The sequence below is a fragment of the Nocardioides glacieisoli genome (assembly GCF_004137245.1).
Taxonomy (GTDB): domain Bacteria; phylum Actinomycetota; class Actinomycetes; order Propionibacteriales; family Nocardioidaceae; genus Nocardioides; species Nocardioides glacieisoli.
The window spans coordinates 1-24,754 of record NZ_SDWS01000013.1 but is presented as its reverse complement, the minus strand read 5'-3'; the positions used below and the strand labels follow the sequence as shown (position 1 = coordinate 24,754).

Annotated in this window: 17 protein-coding genes and 1 pseudogene; 15 read left to right on the top strand and 3 right to left on the bottom strand. The window is 67.3% G+C overall.

Going from position 1 to position 24,754, the window contains the following annotated elements:
• The first annotated feature begins 4 nt into the window (after positions 1 to 4).
• From EUA06_RS20520 to EUA06_RS20495, 6 genes are all read left to right on the top strand, one after another.
• Entirely contained in the window at positions 5 to 709 is a 705-nt protein-coding gene (locus tag EUA06_RS20520; protein ID WP_129479262.1) for a helix-turn-helix domain-containing protein, read from the top strand.
• 4 nt (positions 710 to 713) lie between these two features.
• A complete protein-coding gene (locus tag EUA06_RS20515; protein ID WP_242498284.1) occupies positions 714 to 1,472 on the top strand; it encodes a hypothetical protein in 759 nt (252 codons plus the stop codon).
• A gap of 54 nt (positions 1,473 to 1,526) precedes the next feature.
• Positions 1,527 to 2,021 (top strand): hypothetical protein, encoded by a 495-nt coding sequence (locus EUA06_RS20510; protein ID WP_129479260.1) that lies wholly within the window; start codon positions 1,527 to 1,529, stop codon positions 2,019 to 2,021.
• 342 nt (positions 2,022 to 2,363) lie between these two features.
• On the top strand, positions 2,364 to 3,548 hold the full coding sequence (locus tag EUA06_RS20505; RefSeq protein WP_129479258.1) for an ABC-three component system protein: 1,185 nt from the start codon (positions 2,364 to 2,366) through the stop codon (positions 3,546 to 3,548).
• Positions 3,545 to 4,051, top strand: coding sequence for a three component ABC system middle component (locus EUA06_RS20500; protein ID WP_129479256.1), 507 nt, complete (start codon positions 3,545 to 3,547; stop codon positions 4,049 to 4,051). Before EUA06_RS20505 ends, EUA06_RS20500 begins: the two co-directional genes overlap by 4 nt.
• Positions 4,048 to 6,003 (top strand): DUF3732 domain-containing protein, encoded by a 1,956-nt coding sequence (locus EUA06_RS20495; RefSeq protein ID WP_129479254.1) that lies wholly within the window; start codon positions 4,048 to 4,050, stop codon positions 6,001 to 6,003. The genes EUA06_RS20500 and EUA06_RS20495 overlap by 4 nt, the downstream gene beginning before the upstream one ends.
• Before the next feature lie 274 nt (positions 6,004 to 6,277).
• Here EUA06_RS20495 and mobF read toward each other — a convergent pair whose 3' ends face one another.
• Positions 6,278 to 12,202, bottom strand: a complete 5,925-nt coding sequence (mobF, locus tag EUA06_RS20490) for a MobF family relaxase (RefSeq protein WP_129479252.1) — start codon at positions 12,200 to 12,202, stop codon at positions 6,278 to 6,280.
• A gap of 253 nt (positions 12,203 to 12,455) precedes the next feature.
• Between mobF and EUA06_RS20485 the strand changes: the two genes are divergently transcribed.
• From EUA06_RS20485 to EUA06_RS20455, 8 genes are all read left to right on the top strand, one after another.
• A complete protein-coding gene (locus EUA06_RS20485) occupies positions 12,456 to 12,824 on the top strand; it encodes a hypothetical protein (RefSeq protein WP_129479250.1) in 369 nt (122 codons plus the stop codon).
• Between the two features lie 414 nt (positions 12,825 to 13,238).
• Positions 13,239 to 13,571, top strand: a complete 333-nt coding sequence (locus EUA06_RS22810) for a hypothetical protein (RefSeq protein ID WP_207208468.1) — start codon at positions 13,239 to 13,241, stop codon at positions 13,569 to 13,571.
• A 127-nt stretch (positions 13,572 to 13,698) separates the two neighbouring features.
• On the top strand, positions 13,699 to 14,127 hold the full coding sequence (locus EUA06_RS22805; protein WP_242498283.1) for a thermonuclease family protein: 429 nt from the start codon (positions 13,699 to 13,701) through the stop codon (positions 14,125 to 14,127).
• Positions 14,128 to 14,333: 206 nt separating this feature from the next.
• Positions 14,334 to 14,456 carry a hypothetical protein gene (locus EUA06_RS23275; RefSeq protein ID WP_277985689.1) on the top strand — a complete coding sequence of 41 codons (123 nt, stop codon included), beginning with the start codon at positions 14,334 to 14,336 and terminating at the stop codon, positions 14,454 to 14,456.
• Positions 14,457 to 14,529: 73 nt separating this feature from the next.
• Positions 14,530 to 15,309 (top strand): hypothetical protein, encoded by a 780-nt coding sequence (locus tag EUA06_RS20470; RefSeq protein ID WP_129479248.1) that lies wholly within the window; start codon positions 14,530 to 14,532, stop codon positions 15,307 to 15,309.
• A 213-nt stretch (positions 15,310 to 15,522) separates the two neighbouring features.
• Positions 15,523 to 15,990: a hypothetical protein gene (locus EUA06_RS20465; RefSeq protein WP_129479246.1), complete on the top strand. Its 468-nt coding sequence runs from the start codon at positions 15,523 to 15,525 to the stop codon at positions 15,988 to 15,990.
• Positions 15,991 to 16,140: 150 nt separating this feature from the next.
• Entirely contained in the window at positions 16,141 to 19,452 is a 3,312-nt protein-coding gene (locus EUA06_RS20460; protein WP_129479245.1) for a helicase-related protein, read from the top strand.
• On the top strand, positions 19,449 to 22,205 hold the full coding sequence (locus EUA06_RS20455; RefSeq protein ID WP_129479243.1) for a class I SAM-dependent DNA methyltransferase: 2,757 nt from the start codon (positions 19,449 to 19,451) through the stop codon (positions 22,203 to 22,205). Before EUA06_RS20460 ends, EUA06_RS20455 begins: the two co-directional genes overlap by 4 nt.
• A gap of 250 nt (positions 22,206 to 22,455) precedes the next feature.
• On the opposite strand, the gene EUA06_RS20450 is transcribed toward EUA06_RS20455, so the two are convergent.
• A complete protein-coding gene (locus EUA06_RS20450) occupies positions 22,456 to 23,166 on the bottom strand; it encodes an RES domain-containing protein (RefSeq protein WP_165354474.1) in 711 nt (236 codons plus the stop codon).
• Positions 23,167 to 23,174: 8 nt separating this feature from the next.
• Positions 23,175 to 23,576, bottom strand: a complete 402-nt coding sequence (locus EUA06_RS20445) for a hypothetical protein (RefSeq protein WP_129479240.1) — start codon at positions 23,574 to 23,576, stop codon at positions 23,175 to 23,177.
• Between the two features lie 224 nt (positions 23,577 to 23,800).
• Here EUA06_RS20445 and EUA06_RS20440 point away from each other — a divergent pair.
• A pseudogene (locus EUA06_RS20440) lies at positions 23,801 to 24,680 on the top strand (IS3 family transposase); the annotation flags it as partial.
• Positions 24,681 to 24,754 lie beyond the last annotated feature (74 nt).

Genomic DNA, 24,754 nt, shown 5'->3' with positions numbered 1-24,754 from the left:
CGCGATGGCCACTCCAGACAACAGCACTCGGCGGCTCCGGCTCGTCGACGACCAGCAGGACCAGCCCGCCGAGGCGGCTGCACCAGATGGCGAGCTCACCACCAAGCAGGCGGCGGCATTCGCCGCCCTGGTCGCCAACGCGAATCAGTCCGCCGTCGAGCGGACGCTCGACCAGATGAACGCCGAGCAGCTGCGGTCGCTCGCGATCGCACTGGCCACTCAGGTCAACGCCACCGGAACCGCGAATGGCGAGGTGGCCGACGTCGGACCCGACGGCATCTGCGCGATCGCGATCGCCACCGCCGCGCAGTCCTTCGGCACCACCCGCGACGCGGTGCGCAGCGCCGACCGCCACCGCGCGGTGACCGACGCCCGCGCCGTGGCGATGACGGCAGCCCGGCGCGGCGGCCTGACCCTGCCGGCGATCGCGGCCTACTTCGGCAAGGACCACACCAGCGTCATGTACGCCCAGAACAAGGTCGCGAACAACCCTCGGCTCAACGCAGTGTGCTCCCGCATCGTCGACCAACTCGATGAGCACTATGCGGAGCCGACCCGCATCCCCGCCGAGGACCCCGCGGCCCCCGAGAGCGGGCGCAGCACAACGCTGCAGCTGGCCGCCCTCGACCAGGCCCACCACGAGACCGCCCGTCGGCACCAGGACGAAGACGGTCAGCGGCTCGCGGTCTCGGCCGCGCCCGCCAGGTAGGGCAGTGCCGAGCGCGATGCTGAACCGGGACCAACAGAACCTGCTGGGTGCACTGGGCTCCGCAATGGCAGCCGACGCTCTCCTCAATAGCCTCCGCGAACACGGGACACTGGAAGGCGGCCGTTCCGCACCGCAGGAAGGCTGCTGGATCAACTACAACCGCAAGGCGGTCTGGCTCGAAGACCACTCGGGGTTCTCCGAGGCGATGAAGGCAGCCGGCACCGACACGGAGGCCTGGCGCAGGATCAGGCCGAAGGTCGTGTTGAAAGTGACCTGGGCCGAGGCCGCAGCGTACGGCACGGCCCTGCCGCAGGAGCTGCGGACCGAACTGGACACGCTGCGCCGGAACGAGCGCGACGAGAACCGCCGATGGAGTGAGTTCAGCGATGCACGCGGCGGCTGGCCATGGCGCAGACGCTTCGACTCCGACGACGAGCACCAGGAGGCTCAGGCGGAGTGGGACGAGGTCTACGGCAAACACCTCGTCGCACTGCGTGAAGTTCGGGACCGCCAGAAGGCGGCGATCTCGCGCGCGCTCCCGCTCACCGTCGATGACGAACCCGTCGACCTCCTCGAGCTCCTCGAGCTCCTCGAGCTCCTCGAGCTCCTCGACCAGCAACCAGCCGCACCGGCCGCGCCGACCCGATCCGCCGCCCTGCAGGCCGGCGCGCTACTGGCCCCGCCCACCGCTCCTTCCCCGACGGTGGCACAGGACGAAGGACTCTTCACCCTCCCGGGCTCCAGCCCGGCGACTGGCCGCTGAGCACCGCGGCAAGGACCGCACCCAAGTGTCGGTGCCGGCGTCTACGTTGGCCGCATGCAGCTCACGGCGGACGAGGTCGACCGGTTCTGGTCGCGCGTCGTGAAGGGCCCTCGGGAGACCGATTGTTGGTTGTGGGCCGGGGGCGGCACAGCCGCGATCGCTGATGACGGGTACGGGCGCTTTTGGATATCGCGGGAAGGTCGCCAGAGGGTGCTGAGGCCTCATCGAGTTGCCTGGGCGCTGGCCGAGGGGGTGTCGATCGACCTTTCCCCGGTGGTCGAGCACGTCGTGTGTGACAACCCGATCTGCGTACGCGCCGAGGGCACCCTGCTGGATCACCTCGAAGGGTCCACTCAAGCAGCGAACCTTTCCCGGATCGCGCAGCATGGCCGCGGCGGTGCGCGCGGCTACCGCAGTCGGATGTTCGGCCGAGAGGCGATGTACCGCAGGTCGCTCGCACTGCGAGCCGCGGTTGCGGACGGCTGGGATGACGAGCGGATTGCCCGCGCGCTGGCGTCGGTCGACGAGGCGCAGATGGCACTGTTCTGAGGCACCTGTTGCCGGGGGACCAGCCATGGCGCCGCCCCTGTCGAGATGCAAGAGAGATTGACGACGTCCCCAAGGGAATCCTTGACGGATCGGTGCGGTCGGGCCGTTCCCGGCAAGGTGGTAACGATTTGCCGATCCGAGATCCGTGCGACGATCCGGCTGATCGGCCCTTGCCGAACCACACCACTACCTAAGGGACATGAGCACACGGGTATTCGTGCCGGACGACTGAAAGACGAACGGCGCAGAAGCCGGCCCGGGAATCCGCGCCATCAAGCGGATGTTGGCGACAAGTCGAGTCGGCGATGCTAGGTTCCGGTCGAGTACTGCGGGGAGGCAAGGTTGAGCTCGGACCCTTTCAGCGCGGCGGCATCGGCACTGGGTTACTTGTACCAGTGCAAGTACTCGCTGTTGGCTGCGCTGGAGCGTATGGACGGTTCACCGCTCCTGGTGGAGATCGAGACACTCGACGACGTCACTTTCCCTCAAGGCGCGGAGCCGATGGAGCTCCTGCAACTCAAGCACCACCAGGGCGAGCGACGGCCGGATCTGACGAACGCCAACACGGACCTATGGTCGACACTCCGGGTGTGGTGCACACGGCTGGTCGCAGGTGAGCTGTCCGACGACGCATGCCTGTTCCTCATCACGACAGCAGGATGTGCCGATGACTCCGCGCCCGCGCTGCTGGGCATCTCAGACCGAGACGTCGAGAAGGCTGAAGAGTTGCTCCTCGAGTACGCCAAGACCAGCGACGCCGTGTCGACCCAAGCAGCCCGAAAGGCGTTCCGTGACCTCAACCGCTCCCAGCGGCTGAGCCTGCTCGATCGCGCCCGCATTATCTCCGAAGCCCCCGAGATCGACGGGCTCGACGATCGACTGAACCAGCGCTTGCGTTTCGTCCGGCCGAGCAAGGTCGATTACGTCCGTGAACGGATGGTTGAGTGGTGGTACGCACGCTGCGCCGAACACTTGAGCAAGAAGCGGCCGGGAGCCATCAACTCGATCGAGATCGACCTGAAGATCGAGTCACTCAGCGACGCGTTGACGGCGGACAATCTCCCCATCGACGTGCCCGAGCCATCGGACGCCGACCTGGGCGATGTCGGCGACAGCATGTTCGCCCGGCAACTCTCGCTGCTACCAGTCTCTGGCACCCGGGTACTGCAAGCAGCAAAGGACTACATGCAGGCCTTCAGCCAGCGCTCACGCTGGCTCGGGGCCGAGCTGCTCACCGTGGGCGACCTTGCCGACTACGAGTCCGACCTCGTGAGCGAGTGGCGCCGCCGGTTCACCGTGATGTGCGATGAGATCGGTCCGGCCGCTGCTGAAGAAGAGATGCAACGCGAGGCGAAGCAGCTCTACAAGTGGTTTGAGCTCGAGGCCGACTTTCCCATCCGCCCACGGTGCACCGCGGCCTTCGTCACCCGCGGCTCGTTCCACATCCTCAGCGACCAGATGCGCGTCGGCTGGCACCCTAACTTCGAGAGCATCTTGTCCACTGCAATCGGAGAGAGCACAGCATGACGATGCTGCCGCTGTGGGAAACACGGGTGCGCGAGGAGGCGAACCTCTTCAACCCGTACTTTCTCGCGGTCACGATCCGGCAGACGGCGCGCGCCTACGAAACCGCCCGTGGCGAGGGACTTCCCTGGCCACTCCCGTTCCTCTGCGTGCCGCTGCTCCTCCACGAGCACTCGCGTCAGCAGCTCCCCTACAACTCGCGCACTGATCTCGTAGTTTGGCTGACCGACCACCCCGACATCCGATTCCTCACACCCGGCCGCGTGAGGCTGCTCCGCCCGCATGTCCGGGAAGCGCTCCTCGTCGGGGTGCGCGAGGGAATCCTGACCATCAATCGGCCGGAGCTTACGATCAACCAAGGGCCGACGCGACTGACACAGACACGTCTTGACCGCACCGGCGCCGTCGCTGGCGAGATCCTCAAGGAAGCCACCAAGCTTGGGCGCTGGCTGGCCCGCAACGGCACTTGGCAATACCAGCTGACCCTCTGGGGGGTGAGCGCGTGAGCTTCCAACTGAGCAGGATCATCCTCTTCCCGCACGGTGACCGCGAACCACGTGTCGTGCCCTTCAAGACGAACGCCCTCAACATCATCACCGGCGACTCCGGCACCGGAAAGTCCGCGATCATCGACATCGTCGACTACTGCCTTGCCAGCGGCGAGTGCCGCGTCGCCGACGGCGTGATCCGCGACAACGTCTCCTGGTACGCCGTCGAGCTCGTCGTGGGTGAGTCGCGCGTCCTCGTCGCGCGCCGCGGACCCGAAGCCGGCCGCCCTGCTTCCAACGATGTTTGCGTCCTGTACGACCAAACCGATCTTCCGGCCGCCGGTTCGCTCGAGCCGGTCACCAATGTCCCAGGACTGGAAGCGCTGCTGACCGAGCTCGCCGGCATCCCTCGCACAGCCGACCCGGACGGACGCCTGGCACCGAGCTACAGCGCCACGATCAGGCACGCCTCACGGCTGCTGTTCCAGAGTCAGAACGAGATCAGCAGTAACACCTTGCTCTTCCATCGCCAGAGCGACGACTTCGTCAAGGCGTCGATCCGCGACACCCTTCCGTTCTTCCTTGGGGCGGTAGACGCCGATGACCTAGCTCTGGCCCGCCGCTTGGCCGACCGCCGCCGCGAACTCCGCCGCGTCCAACAGCAAGTCAGGGAGCTCGAAGACCTCGCTGACGTAGAAGGTTCTCGGGCGTCGAGGCTTCTCCTCGAAGGCATCGACCTGGGGGCCATCGAGCCGGTCGACGCTCAGACGCCAGATGGCGAGTCGGTTCCTCGACATGAGGCCATTGCCCGCCTCCAGGTCGTCACGATCGACGACGCTGACGACCGTGAGATCGACGCCGGCGCGACCACCGACCGACTCAACACGCGACGTCGAGCTCTTCTAGACCAAGCGCGAACCCTTAGAGAGGCCTACCAAGCCACTCAGGAGCAGCTCGCCGAAACCCGCGACTTCTACGACGCCCGCTCAAGCTTCGACAGCGCTGCGGCGGACCAGATCGAGCGGCTACGACTCGGTGCTGAGGTCACAGAGGGAGCACCGGCACTCCATGAGTGCCCTCTGTGCTCCTCCGAGCTCGACCAGACTCTGCCGGCACATGCCGACGTGCTGGCCTCTCTTCGTAGCCTCGAACAGACTGTTACCGCCTTCTCTCAGGACCCGCCGCAGTTGCGCGCCTTGGCAGAGGATCTCGCTGCACGCGCGAGTGACCTGCGGCGTCAGATGGTTGAGGTCACGGGGCAGCTCGAGGCGCTTGACCTCGAACAGCGCCGCCTGCAGGGCAACGTCGACCAGCGCGATCAACGACTCCTCTGGTTCGGACGGGTCTCTCTGTTCCTCGAGTCCGTGGCCGAGGAGACCCGGCTGACGGATCTACGCCTTCGAGTCTCTCGACTGCAGACCGAGATTCAGGAGCTGGAAGAGAGGGTCGGGCCTGGCGCAGTACGTGACCGGATGGCCTCCATCGTTTCTCGGCTTTCCCAGACCATGACTGCATCTGCCGCGCCTTTGGATCTCGAATGGTCGAGCTATCCGATTCGGTTTGACGCGCGAGAGCTCACGGTAGTTGTCGACGGCCCCAACGGTCCCATCCCGCTGCGCCGCGTCGGCAGCGGTGAGGCGTGGGTGGCGTATCACATGATCACCCATCTTGCGCTGCACCAGCAGTACGCGGGGGCGGCCCGACCAGTGCCCCACATGCTCTTCCTCGACCAGCCGAGCCAGGTCTACTTCCCGCGTGAATCCGACACCGTGACCGTGGCGGAAGAGCGCATCGGAGATATGGCCGCCGCAGAGCGACTGCTACGAGTCGCGTACGAGGCCACTCAAGGCAATGCCGGATTCCAGGTGATCATGACCGAGCACGCTGAAATCGACGAGGACTGGTTCCGCGAGAGTCTCGTGGAGGATTGGCACGAGGGTCGTGCACTTATCCCCGCCGCGTGGCTCTAGCGACCACAGCGACAGCCGCGACGTCGCCGCCCACAGGTCCCGATCACCCTGACATAACCCAAAAAGGTGGACTTGTCGTAGACAAAGTCAATGTTCACTGCATCTCGACAACACCCCTCGACCTGCCGTCAGTCAGTCGCTGGTGAGTCGGTGGCCGAGATGCGCTCGCAGTTCCCCCAGAACGCTTCCTGGCGAAGGTTCGAGGGCAGATTCAGGCCCTGAGCGACCATTCGTTGCCCCAAGTTCGTTCAGAGCGATTCTGAGCGAGGTGCTCTCACCGGGCGGGACCCGCGTGATCGGGCCCTGTTGGCGGCACGTCGTGCCCGGCCCGGAGCGAGGTGGTTGTCGCTGCGAGTCGCTGCCCGGCTGCCCGGCGCCGGGACTGAGGATCGACCTTGGCTGTCTTCATGCGCTCTTCGGCGTTGATCTCATCGATGCGAGCCTGGGCGTACGCCGGGCGGTTGTGGTCGCGCTCCGTGCTCTCGGTGACGGTCTGGTGTTCGAGGATGCCGGGCGCGAGGTGCAGCTTCTGGCGGAGACGCTCGAAGCCGTCGAGCCAGCGTTCGGAGCCGCGGGATCCGAGGATGCGCGCGGCCTGGTGGATGAGCTTCTGGCGAACATCGGTCTCGGACCAGTGCCCTGCGGTGCGCAGCAGGTGGTCGATCATCGCGTCTCCGAGCGGGGACCGATTCTCGATGGCGGCGGTGATCGCATCGGCACCCTGGGTCTCGAACAGCTTGGCCGGGTCCAGGCCGTCGGGCAGGTCGAGATGGGTGGGGTCGAGGTCCGCGGCGGCCAGGTGCCAGAAGGCCTTCTGCGCCGACTTCCAGCCGGCCGGGTCGGAGTCGGTGGCCACGGCGATGCGGTCGCGCCCGTCGACCATGTCGATGTGGGAGCGGAGCAGCCTGATCTGGTTGACGGTGAGCGCGGTTCCCATCGGGGCGATGCCGACGGCGGTGCCGTTGCTGCCCAGGGTGATGGCCAACGCGTCGATGGGGCCCTCGACGATGACCGGGAGCGCGCCGTCGGTGAGAGGTTCGCGGGCTTCGGCGTACCCGAAGAGTGCCTCGCCCTTGGTGAAGACCGGAGTGGTGCGGGTGTTGAGGTACTTCGGTCCGGCGTAGTCGTCGTCGGTCTTGTTGGGGTTGCGGCGGCCGACGAAGCCCAGGATCGCCTGCCCGCTCGGGCCTTGGGGGTCGCGGATGGGCATGATGAGTCGGTCGCGGAAGAAGTCGCGGTAGTACGTCGTGCCGTCGTTGCGTTCACGCTGGGAGACGAGGCCGGCCTGGTCGAGCTCGTCGAGGGTGGCGCCCTGCTCGGTGAGGTGCCGCATCAAGCTGCGGCCACCTCCGGGTGCGTACCCGACGGCGTAGGTGGGGTGGTCGGCGAGGTCGGTCCCCAGCCGCTCGCGGACATAGGCCGGTGCCCACGAGCGCGGGTAGCAGGACTCGAAGTAGGCCAGTGCCTGCTGGTTGAGTTCGTGGATCCGCTCGGCCGGGATCTGGTTCGGGTCTGGGAAGGCGTGCTCGGCGGTGACCTCGGCGGCCTGTGCCCACGGCAGGGGGGTCGCGTACGGGTCCTCGACATACGGGTAGTGAGCGGCCGCGCCATCGTCGTACGGCGCTGGCTCCTGCTCGGCGAGGTCCGGCTCCCAGGCGACCGGCTCGGCCGCGAGGGTGTCGTAGTCGTCCGGAGTGGGGGAGTGGGCGAGGGGGACGTTGGTGTCGTCGGCCTGGTCTCGGTAGAAGGCGGCCAAGAACTCGTCGGCGTCCTCGGGCGGCAGCAGGTCCGGGTCCTGGGGAACGTCGGCGTAGCTGTATGGCGCTGGTTCGTCACCATGGACGCGCGGTTCTGTCGGCTGGTCGGTGAGCATGGCGATGCGCAGCACGAGCGCGTCGGCGACCTCGACACCGCTCACGGATCCGTCTTGCGGGACGCCGGCGAGTGCGCTGGCAAGGATCTCGGTCGGACTCCAACTGTGGTGCTCGCAGGCCTCGTCAACCGCCGCCACGAGCGCGGGCCACGCGGGCGCCTTCTGCAGGTACTCGGCCTTGGTGGTGCCGACGAGTTCGGCCAGCGCGCTGCGCCAGATGGGCTGCAGCAGGTTCGCGGAGTGCTCGTCAGCGCCGAGTGCAGCCGGCCCGAGGTGCGGAACGAGACGCCACCACAGCGCGGCTGCCTGCTGCTCGTCGGGCAGCGGCCGCGCGGCTGAGGACGTGTCCGCGTCGGTGGCGGACTGGCCGCCCGAGAGCGAGGGATCGGTGGCGAGTACTTGCTTGATGTAGTCCGTCACGGGCAGTCCTGCGCGCTCGAGCCGGGCGAGTCGCTGGCACAGCGGCGTGATCCACGGGTCGGCGCGGACGATCTCGGGCAGCACCTGGTACCAGGTGCGCTGGGAGAAGGGGTAGCTGGGACGTGCCGAGCGGACGGCCCGGTTGAGCTTGGCCTGGTAGGCGCCCGGAGCGCCGATGGTGTGGTCGCCGGTGGGGCGCAGGTCGTTCTCGTCAGTCCGGGCGGCTGCCCGCCACACGGCGAGATCGGCCCGCAGGTCGGCGTCCTCGTCCTCGAGGAAAGGCTGCGCCCACACGGGTGCGGTGGCGCCGGTCCACCCCCGAGCCGCTTCGCGTACGGCGTCGATCTGCTCTCGCACGAGCTGGTGGTAGGCGGCCGCGAACGGCCCCCAGTCGTGGGCCTCGGCCAGCCGGGCGGCGATGCCGGGCAGCCACGCCAGCGGCCCGTCAGCGGGCGGGGGAGCGTCCGGATCGTGTGGCCGGGCCGCGGTGAGTTCGGCGACGAGGTCGTCGATGCGGGCGTCGAGCACGGCCGCGGGGTCGCGTGCATCGGCCAGCGACCCGACACCCACGGCGGCGGTCAACAGCTTCAAGGGGCTGTGCTCGTCGAGCGCGATGAGGGCGAGATGGGAGCGCAACGTCGGCCAGGCTGGGGCCTCGGTGAGTCCCGTGAGGAGTGTTTCGGCGTGCGCGTCGATCTTGTCCATGCCGACCGGACCGATGAGGTTCTCGGCGCCGGCGGTGACGGCGTCGTGATAGCGGGCCGCCATGACGCCGAGCAGCTGGTGCGGGTTGGTCTGCTCGCGCAGCGTGGTGGTCGCGGAGACCGGCGAGCCGTCGCGGCGCAGCATCTCGGCGATCCGGTCGAGTGCGGTCGGCGGGATCAGTGCCTCAGGCCTGATCAGGTTGTGCGGGTCGCCGTCGCTGGCGACGTTGAGGTAGAGGTGGTTGGCGAACTTGCCACGCGACAGCGCGACGTAGAGCACGTTGCGGTCTTCGTCACCGGTGAGGACGACGTGGCAGGTGCCGGTGGTGATGCCCTGCGCGCCGTGAACGGTGGTGGCGTACCCGAGCTGGACGGTCCTGGAGACGTAGTCGGCGGGCAGGGTGATGGTCTTGCCGAGCTGGTCGTGGACCACGCTCAGGGAGCCGTCGGCGTTGACGCACCTGACGTGCCAGCGGTCGCCGTTCTTGACCCAGTTGGTGCGGCTGATGGGTAGGCGGCGATCGTTCTCACGGGTGATGATCCGGTCACCCTCGGACACCTTGGTGCCGTCGGCCAGCGTCAAGACAGGTCCGATCTCCTTCTCGTCGAGGGCGGCGAGGCGGTCGTTGCGGGCGCGGGTGTTGAGCTCGGCCACGATGTCGCGGGTTGGCGCGATCAGGACTGAGTCAGTGCCGTCGGTACGGTCGGCGGACCACGCGGCGTAGGCCTGGTCGGCACAGGCACCGAGGTCGCCGACATGGATGCGGCCCCGGTCGGCGTAGAACGCGATCGCCGACGGGTCGCCGTCGCGCAGCGCAAGGGTGGCGGCCGCTTCGGCGTGATTGAGGCTGCCGTCTCGGTTGCGGAAGCGGTGCACTTCGCCGAGGGTAACGGCGCCGATCTGGTGGACGATGTCGCGCAGGACGCCGCCGGCGGCGACCGACGCGAGCTGTCGGTCGTCGCCCACGAGCCGCACCTGGGCGCCGCGGGAGGTGACGTAGTCGATCGCAGCCGCCAGATCGGTGGTCGCGGCCATGCCCGCCTCGTCGATCAGGACCAGGGTCTTGGGGCCGATCTTCTCCATCCACGTCGGTGCTCCACCGTTGTTGGCGTGCCACACGAGCTTGGCCAGCGTGTCGGCGCGAACCTTCTTCCGACCCGGGCGCCACGGCCCGTTCAAGAGCCCCTTGGCCTTCGCCGCGGCACCGGCGTCACCGGCTTCGGGATTGATCGAGGCACCGAGTTCTTGCGCCGCGACCGCGGACGGAGCGAGGCCGATGACGGTTCCGCCGGAGTCCTGCCAGGCGCGGGTGAGGACCTGCATGGCAGTGGTCTTGCCGGTACCGGCGGGCGCGAGAGCGAGCTGGACGGCGCGCCCGCTGGTAGCCATCTCGCGGACCAGGGACTGCTGGGCGGCGTTGAGCTGGAGATCGTTGGCGGCGGCTTCGGCGATCGCGATGCCGACGCGTACCTCGCTGATGGTGCGAGCGCCGGTGCGTCGGGCGGACTCGACGATGCGCCGTTCGGCGTCGATCACGGCCTGGGAGGTGTACCGGCGGGCACCGGCGAGGCTGTACACGCTGACGATCTCCTCACCGTCGCCCCCGCGTTCGGTGCGCTGCATGGGAGCGGGGATCGCCACGTCGTGGGTGGCCGCAGTAGTCGCGTGGGTGAGCGGGTCAGGGTCGTTGAATGCGATGGAGTGCTCGCCGATCGCGGTGGCCACCACGCGGTCGACGGCGGCATCGAGGTCGGGCAGCCGGACGCCGTGGGCGCGGGCCTGGCGCTGCGCCTCCGCGCGCAGGTGCCAGACCTGCCAGGTCGCACGGTCCTCGGCGACCCGCGCGACGACACGCTGCGCGGTCTCGACGACCCACTCGTCGGTGACATCCTGGGCGGCCGGGCGGTGGCCGAGACAGTCCTCGACCATGTCCCGGACGGCCTGCTCACCACCAATGATCGCGGCCGCCTCGGCCAGCCACGCGGCCCGCTGATCGGCCTCGGCACGGGGTGCGTGCTTGGCCTGCCGGGTCTGGTCCCACGCCTTCTCCGCGAGGGTGACGGCCTCACCTTCGGTCGGCGGCCGACCGTGCTCGGTCTGGAAGGCGGCCGCCAGCTCGCGGCGGCGGGCCTCGATGGCGCGGTGCCGCTTGGACCAGGTCTTGGCCAGCCGCTCGTCGACGCCGACGATCTCGCGCACCGGCCGCTTGTCAACACCCTTGTCCAAACCGCTCCTGCGGTTCTCGAAACGCACTCCCAGCCGGGCGATGAGCTCGGACTCGATGAGTGTGTTGTACATCTCCGCGAGGGTGACGTTGGCCTTGTAGAGCACCCGTCCGTCGACCGCGAGCCAGCGGCCGGTCTCGTCCTGGACCTTGTTGCTGACCGCGACGTGGGTGTGCAGGTGCGGATCGGAAGAGCGTGCGTCGCGGTGGGTGAACATGCCCGCGATAAGGCCCTTCGCCTTGACCTGCTGGAGGCCGCCGCGGCCGCGGCGCGTGAACAACACCTCCTTCTCCAGCCACGACAGCGTGGCCTCGACTGCCGAGTGATGGGCGGCCTCGATCTCCTTGGCGACGTCGCGATCGGCCAGCGCCCACAGCGTCGAGACGGACTTCACCGGGGCGAAGGTGAGGTCGTATCCGGCCACCGCGGTGGTCTGCTGGCGGGTGGCCTTGGCCATGAAGGAGCCGCGCTCACGGTCGTCGATCGGTGCCCGCCCGTGCTCGCGGAGGAAGTGCTCGTTGCCCAGCTCGGTGCGGATCTTCGCCCGCACGTCGGCCGGCACCGGGGTCTTCCAGTGCTCACCGCGGGCCAGGTTGTAGGCGACGTAGCGTTTGGCGGTCTCCTGGATGAACTCCGGTTGGTTGCCCAGGTACCGGGCGAACACACGGCCGAGCTGGGAGGCCTTCTTGGCATTCTCGATGCTCTTGCCTGCGTCCAGGGCGGCGTTCTCCAGCCGCTCCGCGTCCGGGTGGCGACCCTCGCCGAACAGGTTCCGCATGTGGGCCTCGGTGACCTGCGAGCCCGCCTCGAGGTCAAGCGCACCGAGCCCCGCACCGAACCAACGGCCCGGTGACTCGCCCTTCTCGGCGTAGTAGTCGGCCAGTCCCGCATGGCCGCGGTCGGTGGCATCGTGCACGGCGACCTGACGGGTCAGGTATGTGTACCCGTCTCCCGCGGTCAGCTTGTGCACACCCATCACGCCTGGAGAAGCAACCACGGCGACCCGGTTTCGGACACCTGCCCGGCACCAATTTCCGACAGTGCATGGGGTGCGAGGGATCTGGTGAGTTCGGAAATGTGAAAAGTCGAGTGTCGGTGCTGGGTTCGTGGTGTTTGGAAATTCGGTGAGCTCGAGGTGTCCGATCCGGGTCGGTCGAGGTTGCTTCTCGTTTGCGAAGGGGTCGCGGTGGATGTCCGTGACGTGACGATCAAGGAAGAGGTGATCCCCGATGGGGAAGGCGGCACAGGCACAGGCAGGTCGGGACCGGGCTCGGGATGCCCGACTGAAGGCGGCGCGGGAGCGTCGGCTGAAGCTGGATCCGGATCAGCTGGCGCGGGAGCGGCGCATCGACGAGGCGTCGGTCGACGTCGAGGTCGCCTGGGAGGAACGCGCCCAGGCCGAGCAGGCGATCACGGATGCGGAGATCGCGGCCGCGGCCGCGATCGAGCGGCTCGTTGCGGAGCGGCTCGCGGTCAAGGACGTCATTCAGCTGACCGGACTCGACCAGGCGACGGTACGTCGACTGCGTCAGCTCGAGACCGACTCCGACGACCACGCCGGCATCACTGGTGAGGGTGCCGACGTCGAGGTGGCGTGATGGCGAGCCAGCCGACCATCGTGACCGGCCGCCGGCGGCAGCACGAGCTGCTGCGGTCGTGGTCGGGCTGGGCGCTGACCTCGATCCTGATCGACCCTGCCGAGGTCGCCCACGCCCGGGAGGCCGGCTGGTCGGGCACCAATCACCACGACCCGGAGACGGGGGAGCGGATCGTCGGCGCGGCTCGCGGGCTCGGGTTTGGCGTCGACGGCGGCTGGCACAACCCGGTCGAGGTGATCCCGTGGCCAGAAGTTGAAGCGGTCGCGCGGGCGGTGCCTGATGAGGTCCGTCAGCAGTTGGTCGAGGTGGCGCGACCACCAAGTCGCCTACCCTCGCTTCGTCGCGAGCGCGGACGCGATCGGGTGTGGCCCGATCGTTCCCGGTCAGCCACTCACGCCACGCCAGGAGGCCTACGTGCGCGAGCAAGAGGCCTTTAAGGCCAGCGGCGTGCTGCCGGCCTGGGAGCAGAAGCGGGCCGTCCTCGACGCGGAGCGGCTCGGCCTGCACGCCCGGGCGCTCTCCGTGGACGCCGACTCGGGGGCGGGCGACGTCCTCGAGCTGCTGGACGACCAGAGGGTCCACGGGAGGGCGGAGAAACTGGGCACCGCGTCCGCGGCCGCGCCCGGGCCGCCATCGTCGACGGATCGGCCGGCGCTGCAACCGCCCGCACCCGGCACGACCCCCGCGGCGTTGGCAGCGGGATCGTCGAGCCCGATTGCGCCACCCACGGGAGGAGTGGGCCGATGATGGTGACGAAGCCGGTCCGGCTCCTGTCGCTGGCGGTCGTGGCACTGGTGGTCCTCGCCGGCGTACGGAGCATCGGCAGCGGCATTGGGTCAGCGGCGACCTGTTCGAGGGCGCGAGCACGGACCCCGTGGCTGCCGGCAAGCGGACGCCCGGCGTCGTCGCCTACGTCTTGGACGGCGACACGGTCAAGGTCACCACTCCCAACGGCCGGGACGTGCGAGTGCGGTTGCTCGGCATCAGCGCACCCGAGATCCCGCAGCCGGGCAAGCCAGGGGAGTGCTACGGCGCCCCGTCCACGAGCCTGCTCAGGCAGGTCCTGCCAGCCGGCACGCAGGTCACGCTCGTGAGCGACCCGACGCAGCACGACGTCGACACCTACGGGCGCTGGCTGCGCTACGTCGAGGCAGGTGGGCGCGACATCGGACGGGCGCAGATCCGGTCCGGTGCCGCCGCGGCCCGGGACAGCTCAGACCCGGTCTCGCGCCACGCCGTGCACGTGCAGATCGAAGACCAGGCCCGGGAGCGCGGTGCGGGGATGTGGACGGCATGTCGCTGACCCACTCGTCGGGACTGATGACGGCGAAGGGGTTTACAAACGGTATGGGGAGGCTGCGGGCATCGGCTGCGTCAAGCACAGCCGGGCGAGACCCAGTACCCGCGGTCGCGGGCCGCATCCGTTAGGCGTAGCCACTAGAAGTGTTGAACCGACGTCGCTGCAGCGCCGGGCGCCAATGTCGCACCACGACTCGGGTCGGTGAGCCAGTGGCGATCACCCGAGTCGAGCCCACGGTGATCGTCGAGGTCGAGGCGGACACCGCGCGCGAGCACGGACGGTGGCGGCATCTCACCTGCTACCGCCGACTGCGCCGGGACCTCTCCAGCTGAGGCGGAACCCCTTCGGTCGGGGTGTGCCTCGAGCTCGCCCGGCTGAGTCGGTTGGTTGCCGTAGTTTCTGGACATGGAGAGTCAGGGCCCCGCATCGATCCGGTTCACCCTGAACGGGCAGCGTCACGAGTTGTCCCGTGACGACGTGGAGAGCCGTCTGGCCGACGTTGCCCCCGACGCGATACGCAAGCACGCTGTCAGGGTCGGCGGCACCTGGTTCCCGGTCATCCAGGCGTTCGAGGTTGCCACCGGGGTCCCTCGGGCGAAGTTCATTTCTCACACCGCTCGGCGGCACCTGGCGGCGCTCGGGTACGAGGTCGCCGGCGACGTCGAGCCGCGCACGGAGCCGCCGGCGGCAGGCCGCGCGGTCACGCAGCCGGCTGTTGCGGCCCCCGCGCGGGACCTGGAGCGGCCAGCGGAGCTGGCGGGGGAGTGGCACACCGAGGCCAACGTTCAGGCATTCCTGGTCACGGCATTGGCGGCCGACGGGTGGCGGATCCTGTCGGTGGCGAACACCGCGACGAAGGAGCACGGCATCGACGTGATCGCCTCCCGGGACGACCAGACGGTCGGCATCGAGGTCAAGGGATTCCCCAGCCGCGGCTACGCCGACCCAGCGCGCGCCAACGAGGTCAAGCGCACCAACCCGAGCACGCAGGCCGGCCACTGGTACTCCCAAGCTGTCCTGGCCGCGATGCGGCTGCGCGGCAAGGAGCCGACGTGGCGCAGCGTCATCGCGTTTCCTGATTTCCCGCGCTACCGCGACCTGCACGCCGAGACGGCCGGGTCGCTGGCCGCGGCGCAAATCGAGGTGTGGTGGGTCGACCAGGCCGGCGCGGTACACCGACCATGACCGCCGCCCGCTGGTACGCGAGGCCGGAGGGCGATGGGCTGACGCTCCGGATGCCCTCGCGACTGCCAGTTGGAACAAGGCCACCGACCCCGACCAGGTCCGGTTGCGCGAGTACCTCGAGGACACCGCCGAGCTCTGGCGCCCGCGATTGTGAGTGGCCCGTGGGCGTTCCGCCTCGACGTAGGGCTGCCAACTGGCCGCGACCTCATCGACATGGCTGACCTGGACAACTACGCCTTCCCGCTGGCCACACACCTGCGCAGCGAGGACCTGGTGTCGGTGTGGTGCACCAAGCGGCACGCGGACACCTCGAGAGTTCTTGTCGCACCCGCGCGCGAGACCCCGGCCCCGGAGGCGACCTACACGGTGCGCACCACCGCTTCGTCCCAGGTCAAGCCATACAAGGAGCAGGTACGCGCCGCGGTCGCCGGCGACGCTGAGATCCCCGCGGGGGGCGTCCAGCTGCAGGTCGCCTTCGTCGTCGGCCCGCACCGCAACTGGCTTAACCTCTGGAAACCAACGATCGATGCCCTGGACCCGCTTCTCGGCCGCACCCGCGCCGAGCGCGACTGGCACCCGAAGGATGGGCGGATTACCGACCTCGGCCTCCACGTCGCAATCGATCCCTCACTCGGCCACGACGTCGTGGTGACGATTGCCGCCGCTCCGGCCGCCATCTGACCGGTCGATCCGCAGGACATCGCGGCCATCACAGAGCGGGCGCAGGTGCGTCGTAGTGTCGATCGCAGGTCGGTCTGGTTGGCTGGAGTCCGCCCACTTGGGCCATGGGTGTGGATACCGTCGCAGGAGAGTCAACGAGAGGGAACCTGAGTGCCGAGCATCTTCGACAACATCACCGATGAGTCGAGGCTCGGCCCTGCTCTCCAAGGCGACCTGACGAACTTCGATTCCGTCGACGTAGCGACTGGATACGTCGACTTGCGCGGGTGGAGTGGGTTCGCAGACATCGTCGACGCGAAGCCGCAGGAGAGCCGCGAGACCCCGACCGCGCGGGTGCTGGTCGGGATGGTGATGCCGTCCGAGGCAGCGGCGATGTTGAGCGCGCTTCAGGAGCAGGTACAGCCAGCGGCATACGGCGCGGACCTCAACAGCCTCGAGAAGGCCATGGCGGCCAAGGACCAACTGGTGCGGCACCTGCGGACCCAGCTGATGCGTGGCATCCCGAACCGAGCCGAGCAGCAGACCCTGCAGCAGTTGCGTGACCAGCTGGAGTCCGGGGCGGTGGAGATGAAGGTCTTCACTGACGCGCCTCTGCACGGCAAGACATACATTTTCCACGCGCCGGAGAACCCGATGGCCAAGCAGCGGGCCTACGTCGGGTCGTCCAACCTGACCGCCGCCGGGTTCTACAGAAACCTCGAGCTGAACATCGACGTGCGCGACGAGGACGCCACCCAGAAGCTGGCGAGTTGGTTCGAGGACCGGTGGAACAGCAAGTTCTCCCTGCGGATCACCGCCGAGATCATCGACCTCATTGCGGAGTCGTGGGCCTCGGATCAGCAGCCGACGCCGTACGAGGTCTACCTCAAGGTCTGCCACAGCCTGTCCGAGGACGCTCGCGAGGGTATGGGGTACGTGCTGCCGCCGTCGATGCAGAACCTGCTTTTGGACTATCAGGAGACCGCAGTGCGCACGCTGGCCCGCCGGATCGTGCGCCGCGGCGGAACGATGCTGGGCGACGTGGTCGGTCTCGGCAAGACGCTGACCGCCGTCGCGACCGCGCTCATGCTCGAGGCAGCCGAGGACTACACCACCCTCGTGCTGTGTCCGAAGAACCTCGAGCGGATGTGGGAGGAGCACATCGAGCGGTACGACCTCACTGGCGCCCGGGTGATCCCGTACTCGATGGCCGACAAGAAGCTCCCGGAGCTCAAGCGGTTCCACCTGGTCATCTGCGACGAGTCACATAACCTGCGCAACAACGCCACCAAGGCCTCGGAAGCTATCAGGGAGTACGTCCGGCGCAACGGGTCGAACGTGCTGCTGCTGACCGCGACGCCCTACAACCTTGCCTTCGCCGATGTAGCCAACCAGATCGGTCTGTACATCGAGGACGACGAGGACCTTGGGATCCAACCCACGGTGGCCATGCAGAAGGACCCGACCCTGGCCGAGCGGGTTGACGGGAAGGTCACCACGCTGGCGGCGTTCCGGCGGTCCGAGGAGGCCGAGGACTGGAAGCGGCTCATGTCCGACCACCTAGTGCGCCGTACCCGGTCGTTCGTGAAGCGGACAGCAAAGAAGGAGTCGTTCACCCTCCCGGACGGAACGTTGGGGGAGCGGGAGTACCTGCAGTTCGCCAACGGGCAGCGGTTCCACTTCCCCACCCGCGTCGCCAAGCCGCTGACCCACAAGTTCGCCAAAGACGACCCGGCGCGGTTGATGGAGGCCGAGGACACTCTCGACGCGATCCGCGACCTCACCTTGCCCCGGTACCGGCTGGCCGACTACGACGACCCCAAGGCATCTCACTCGGATCAGGACGCCAAGATCTTGGCCGACATCCGCTCTGGGCGCGGCAACGTCAGCGGGTTCGTGCGCATTGGTCTGTTCAAGCGGCTGTCCTCATCCGGGCACTCGTTCATCCTCAGCCTCCAGCGGCAGCGAGCCCGTAACGAGCTGTTCGTCTACGCCATCGACCAGGGCCTCGACGTCCCACTTGGAAGCTTCAGCGACCACCAGTTCATGGTCAGCGACCGTGAGCTCGATGACGAGACCGATCTGCACGGCTCGATGGAGACCCGCTACAACGAGCTGCAGCGGAAGTTGCCGGCTTCGACGAAGTGGCTGAGCACCAAGATCTTCAAGAAGACGCTGCGTAAGGACCTCGAGAGGGACAACCGGATCCTCACCGAGCTGCTCGACATGTTCGGTGCCTGGGACTCCAGCAAGGACTCCAAGGTCAACGCCCTGGTCGACCTGCTGCGCACCGAGCACCCGGGTGAGAAGGTGCTGATCTTCACCGAGTACGTCGACACCGCCGAGTACGTCACCGAGGCCCTTCGGGAAGCCGGCGTCGCGAATGTCGGGATCGCCTCCGGCCAGACCGAGGACGCCTCGAGCATCGCCCGCAGGTTCTCTCCGGACAGTAACCAACTGCCGGGTGACGCGGAGATGCACCACGACGTCGAGCACCCGATCGACGTGCTGGTAGCCACCGACGTACTTTCGGAGGGCCAGAACCTCCAGGACTCCCACATCGTGGTGAACTACGACCTGCCCTGGGCGATCATCCGGATCATCCAGCGGGCCGGTCGTGTCGACCGGGTTGGGCAGAAGGCCGAGGAGGTCTTCATCTACCTGATCACTCACGAGAAGATCGAGCAGGCGATCCGGCTGCGCCAGCGGATCCGGCAGCGGCTGGGAGACAACGCCGCGGCGTTCGGTTCCGACGAGCGGTTCTTCGGCGACGACGACGAGATCAACATCCTCGACGACCTGTACAAGGGCAACGTGCCCGACGAGGACGAGCTCGATTCTGCCGAGGGCGAGGCTGACGCCGTCAGCGAGGCCTGGCTGGTCTGGTCTCGGGCAAAGGACAACAAGCCCGAGCTGGCACACCGGGTGACCCGGATGCAGGACATGATTCACAGCACCCGCGAGCCCTACGACCACGAGACCCGCACTGGTGTCACCTGCTACGCCAGCACCACCTCCGGCGTTGACGCCTTCGCCACCTCCTACAACGATGGCGGCGGCAACCTGGTCGAGCGGCTGCTCACCCCGCTCGAAGCTCTGCACATTTTCCGGGCCCAGGAGTCGACACCCACCGCAGATCTACGAGCTGACCACTTCGAGCGGGAGACCCGACTCGTGCGAGACAAGATGACCACCGAGATGGTCACGGCAGGCAACCTCAAGGGCATCCGCAAATGGGCGGTCGAGCGGCTCGGCGGCACAATTTTCGGAGCCGACGCGGCAGAGGCCCTCTCCGCGATGATGGACCGCCCCCTGACCGAGCACGCGAACCTGAGACTGCGCCAGGCGCGCAGGAGCAGGTACGGGGAGCAGGATCTCGCGGACCTGGCGAAGCAGCTGCACGAGGAGGACCGTCTCGTGATCGGCGCGACCCAGAAGGACGAGATCCAGATCGTGTGCTCGATCGGAGTGACGGACCGATGACCCAAGACCTGGTCGGCCAGTCCGAGAAGCGCAATTACGGCGAGCTGTTCCGGTACGACTTGAACTGGGGCGCTCCGGACCACCAGCCCGTGACCTTGCAGCTCGAGGACGGCGCCACACTCACTGCCACAAACGTCTCCTCCTACAAGGGCCTTCGGGTCTGGGAGGTGCCGGCATTTCCCGGTTCAGCTGTCGAGGCTCAGATGGATCGCCTTCTTGCGAAGACCACCACAAACCGGCTGGTGATCTTCCACGCGGACGACAAGCAGGCCTGGCGCTGGCCCTCGCGGACCAGCAACGGTGCGGGCGTGGTCTCGAGACCAGCCCGCCATGTGCACAGAGCCGGCTCCAACGACCCGAAGTTCGCGCACAAACTCGAGGCGATCCGCCTACCCGACGATGCCCTGCTCGACGTGAACGCGGTGCTCTCCAAGGTGCGCGGAGCGTTCGATGTCGAGAGCAAGAACGAGACCAAGCGGGCCTCGAAACTCATGGCCAGGATGTACGCCGCGGTTGAGAAGGCCTACTCGGCCGGCTACGACCCGAAGCAGCGAGACCACGAGATCTCCGCGAGCCTGGCGCGGGTCCTGTTCCTACTCTTCGGTGACGACACGGAGATGTGGGCCCCAAATCTCTTCCAGGACTTCATCAAGGACCACACCGCGCGGGACGGAACCGACGTGGGTGAGCGGCTCAACGAACTGTTCGGGGTTCTCGACATGCCGCCCAGCACCCGGGTCGGCCTCGCTGCCGAACTGTCAGCCTTTCCGTACGTCAACGGCGGCATCTTCGAGGAGACGATCACGCTCCCAACACTGGATCATGAGTTCCGCACCGCCGTCCTCGACGCTGCCGCAGTCGACTGGTCCACCATCAGCCCCGCGATCTTCGGATCCATGTTCCAGTCTGTACGCAACGCCCAGACGCGGCGCGAGCTGGGGGAGCACTACACGTCGGAGGAGAACATCCTCAAGACACTGAACCCACTCTTTCTCGATGAGCTTCGCGCGGAGTTCGACGCCGCAAAGCTCAAGGACACCAACCGCAAGCGCGCCAACGCATTCAACGCGCTGTGGCAAAGGCTCGGCGACATCCGGTTCATGGATCCCGCCTGCGGGTGCGGCAACTTCATCATCGTCGCGTACCGCGAGCTGCGAGCCATAGAGCTTGAGGTCATGCTCGCGCTCCAAGACCTCACCGGATACTCCCAGCTCTCGTTCGACCCCTCCTTGGACCTCAAGGTGACGCTCGACCACTTCTACGGCATCGAGGTGGACGAGTGGCCGGCGCGCATCGCCGAGACCGCAATGTTCCTGATGGATCGGCAATGCGACTTGCGACTCAAGGAGCGCTTCGGTGAGGCGCCTCAGCGACTTCCGATCCAGCGCCAGGCCAAGATCGTGGTCGGGAACGCTCTCCGGCTGAATTGGGACGACGTGTGCCCTCCTGCAGCCGACGTCGTGATCGCGGGCAACCCGCCATTCCTCGGCGACCACACCAGAACCTCCGAGCAGAAGGCTGAGCTCCAGGCGGCGTGGGGCGACGACACAACGCTGAGCAGAATGGACTACGTCACAGGCTGGTACGCGCGAGCGATGCAGTACTTCGCACACCACGACGGCCTCTGGGCATTCGTGTCGACGAACTCGATCTGTCAAGGCGACCCCGTTCCCCGCCTCTTCGGGCCATTGTTCGGCGCCGGTTGGCGGATCCGATTCGCCCATCGAACCTTCGCCTGGACCTCAGAAGCCGCGGGCGTAGCGGCGGTCCACTGTGTAGTCGTCGGGTTCGACCGCGGACACAAGGACCGACCTCGCCTATTCGATTACGCCCATCTCAAGGCCCAGCCCGAGGAGGTGCCCAACGTCAATCAGATCAACGCCTACCTCGTCGACGGTCCCAACGTCCTCGTAACCAAGCGCACCAACCCGATCAATTCCGAACTCACGACGCCCGGCTACGGATCAAAGCCCTCCGATGGCGGTCATCTCGTGGTCACTCCGGAGCAGCTCCAGTCCGTTGCGGCAGACGCGATTGCAGCGCGCTACCTGCGCCCATACATCGGAAGCGAAGAACTCCTGAACGGGAAACAGCGCTGGTGCCTGTGGCTGTTGGATGCGCCCGCAAATGCCCTCACCACATCACCCGTTCTCCGCGAACGAATCGAGGGCGTGCGGGCCAGCCGGCTGGACAGCAAAGCGCCGTCAACGAGGCAGAAGGCTGCGATCTCACACCTCTTCGGGCAGCGCGCGCCGGTGCCCGACGTCCCGGTGCTCGCCATCCCTGAGGTCAGCAGCGAGAACAGAGACTTCATCCCGGTGGCGCACCTCGAGGCCGGCACCGTCGTGAGCAACAAGGTCTACAGCACCGCCGACCCGACAGGGTTCCTGTTCGCCATCGCATCCTCTTCGATGATGATCACATGGCAAAGAACTGTCGGAGGCAGGATGAAGTCCGACCTGTCGTTCTCGAACACGATCGTGTGGAACAACTTCCCGCTGCCGCCGGTCTCGCGAGATCTGCATCACGCCATCGTCGAAGCGGGGGAGAAGGTGCTGGCTGCCCGGGCCCAGGTCCCAGGGGCAACGCTGGCGAAACTCTACGAACCCCTTCGGATGCACGCAGCACTGCGAGAGGCACACGTCGAACTCGATCGGCTTGTTGACGCGGCCTTTGGCATCCGAGAGGAGCATCCCTCGGAGTTGCACCGGCAGGAGGCACTCTTTGCGCACTATCTCGCCCTCACGAGCTAGCCCTGACACTCAACTGCTAACACTCTCCGCTGTGCTCGTTCGCCAGGCTGCCGAAAGACGAGGCCGACAGTCTGAACATCCGCCGCGTGTTGAATATCGTGCCTTTCCGCAACCCTGATCGAGGCCTGGGAGCTCAAGCAGTTGAACCGGCTCTTCGAGGGTGCGGTGAACCTCCTCGAGGATGCGATCTGCGACCTCGCCGAGGTACTGTCGCGCACCCGCCCACAGGATGCCGCGGCGGCCGCGAGGGTCAGGGTTTCGACCAGGTGAGCTCGAGGATCCTGAAGGCTTCCTGGACGTCCGGGTGCTCGGGAGAGAGCGGGTGGTGCTCGATGTCGTCGAGGGCACGACTGATCGCGGGATCCTCCGCTCGCTCAAAGATGGCCCACAGGGCGAGGTCGTCGCCGTGCCTGGAGGCGAAGGTGACGCCGTCGAGCTCGGTCGTGGCGTGCAGGTGGGTGGCCACCGATTGGGTGAGGGCACGCGGACGTCCGTCCTTGAGCGCGGCCGCGTCGAAGTCGTGCAGATTCAGCAGGTGCGCGAGGGCGACGAACCGGGGACGCAGCGCCGCGATGGACTCGGCCGCGGTGACGGCGCAGAAGCGTCCGGTCAGCGTTGCGGTGGCTGCTGACCGAGGCTCCAACCAGGAGTAGGAGATCTCGCCGGCCCGGGCGGTCGGATGCACTGCGGCGTCCTCGTTATCCTCCACGATGTCATCGAGCTCGAACGCGAGCGTCGGGTCCGGCCGGAAGCCGGCGAGGACCTCGAGCAGGCAGGCCAGCAGGGTGGAGCCGGCGTAGATGGAGCGGAAATTGCCCTGCCGGTCGTCCCACCGGCCGTTGAACCGTCCATCTGCGCCGGCCCACTCCCACCCCGACCAGACCCAGGGGTCCGGCTTGAAGCCCACTCGCCAAACCTCCTCGGCCGCGTCGACGACGACCAGCTGGGGCGGCTCAGTCACCGCTGACGTCATCCGGCCGCGGCGAATGCACGCGCGGCCGCCAGGACACCTGGGCCGACCTGCTCAAGGTCGCCCTCACGCAGCAGTCGCGCCGGCGCGACGTCGTCGAGACGCGGGTTCATGCCCTGGAACCACGCCTGAACGACCGCGGTGGAGTCCTTCTCGCGCAGCAGCGCCGCGATCCGGTAGGCCATCCGCAGCCGGTTGACCACGTCGGTCGACGGCGTGCGCGCGTCGCCAGGGTCAGCCCACTGCCGCACCGCTCGGGTCTCCTGGACCGAACCCAGGTAAGCGACCAGCTTCGCGCCGAGCAGATCGCGCAGCCGCTCGACGAGCTCGGGTGTGGCCAGCCGCACCGACTCCTCGTAGGCGCGCAGGTCGCCGCGGGCGATGGTCGACTGAGTGCTCATACCTGCAGTGTGCCACGCGACGCAGTCCGATCCAATACCTAATCCCGCATGTCCTCACACCCTAGATCACACCGCCGACAACATATCTCATGGTTATTGCTAGTCTGCGTATCGGCATCAGATGAATCAAACCGCCAACAAGGCGTCGCTCCAACGGGTCTGCTGCATGGATAGGTGACAACTGACTTGTGGTGCCGAGAGGTGCCGCTGGAAGGATGTCCACCGTGCCGAAGCCCTACCCCAGAGAGTTCCGCGATGACGTTGTTCGTGTCGGAGGAACCGTGAGCCTGGCGTCCACCTGAAGCAGATTGCTGCCGACTTCGGGATCAGCGAGTCGTGTCTGAGCGGTTGGCTGAAGGCCGCCGACGTCGAGGACGGTGTGAAGCCGGGCGTCACCTCCGGCGAGCATGCCGAGCTCCGCGAAGCCAAGAAGCGGATCCGGCTACTCGAGCAGGAGAACGAGGTCCTGCGTCGGGCCGCGGCCTAGCTGTCGCAGGCCAACCTGCCGGGAAAATGATGTACCCGCTCGTCCGCGAGTTGGCCGAGGACGGGATTCCCGTCGCGGTGACGTGCCGGGTCCTCAAGATCGCCCGCCAGCCCTACTACCGGTGGCTGGCTGCTCCGGTGACCGACGCTGACCTCGAGGAGGCCTACCGGGCCAACGCCTTGTTCGACGCCCATCAGGACGACCCGGAGTTCGGGTACCGGTTCCTGGTCGACGAGGCGCTCGACGCCGGCGAGCCGATGGCTGATCGCACCGCGTGGCGGATCTGCTCGGACAACGGCTGGTGGAGCTCGTTCGGGAAGAAGAAGGCTCGCGGAAAGGCCAAGAAGTCGGGGCCACCGGTCCATGACGACCTGGTCAAGCGGAACTTCACCGCTGATGCTCCCAACGAGTTGTGGCTCGGCGACATCACCGAGCACTGGACCGGTGAGGGCAAGCGCTACGTCTGCGCGTTCAAGGACGTGTACTCCAACCGGATCGTGGGCTACTCGATCGACTCCCGGATGAAGTCGCGGCTCGCGGTGGCTGCGTTGAACAACGCCGTCGCCAGGCGTGGCGACGTAGCCGGTTGCGTGGTCCACACGGACAGAGGATCGCAGGGCGGATTCAACCGGTCGTCGCAACACCCCGTCATGGAGGTGTTGAGTGGTACGTCGTCAGCAAGCAGCAGATC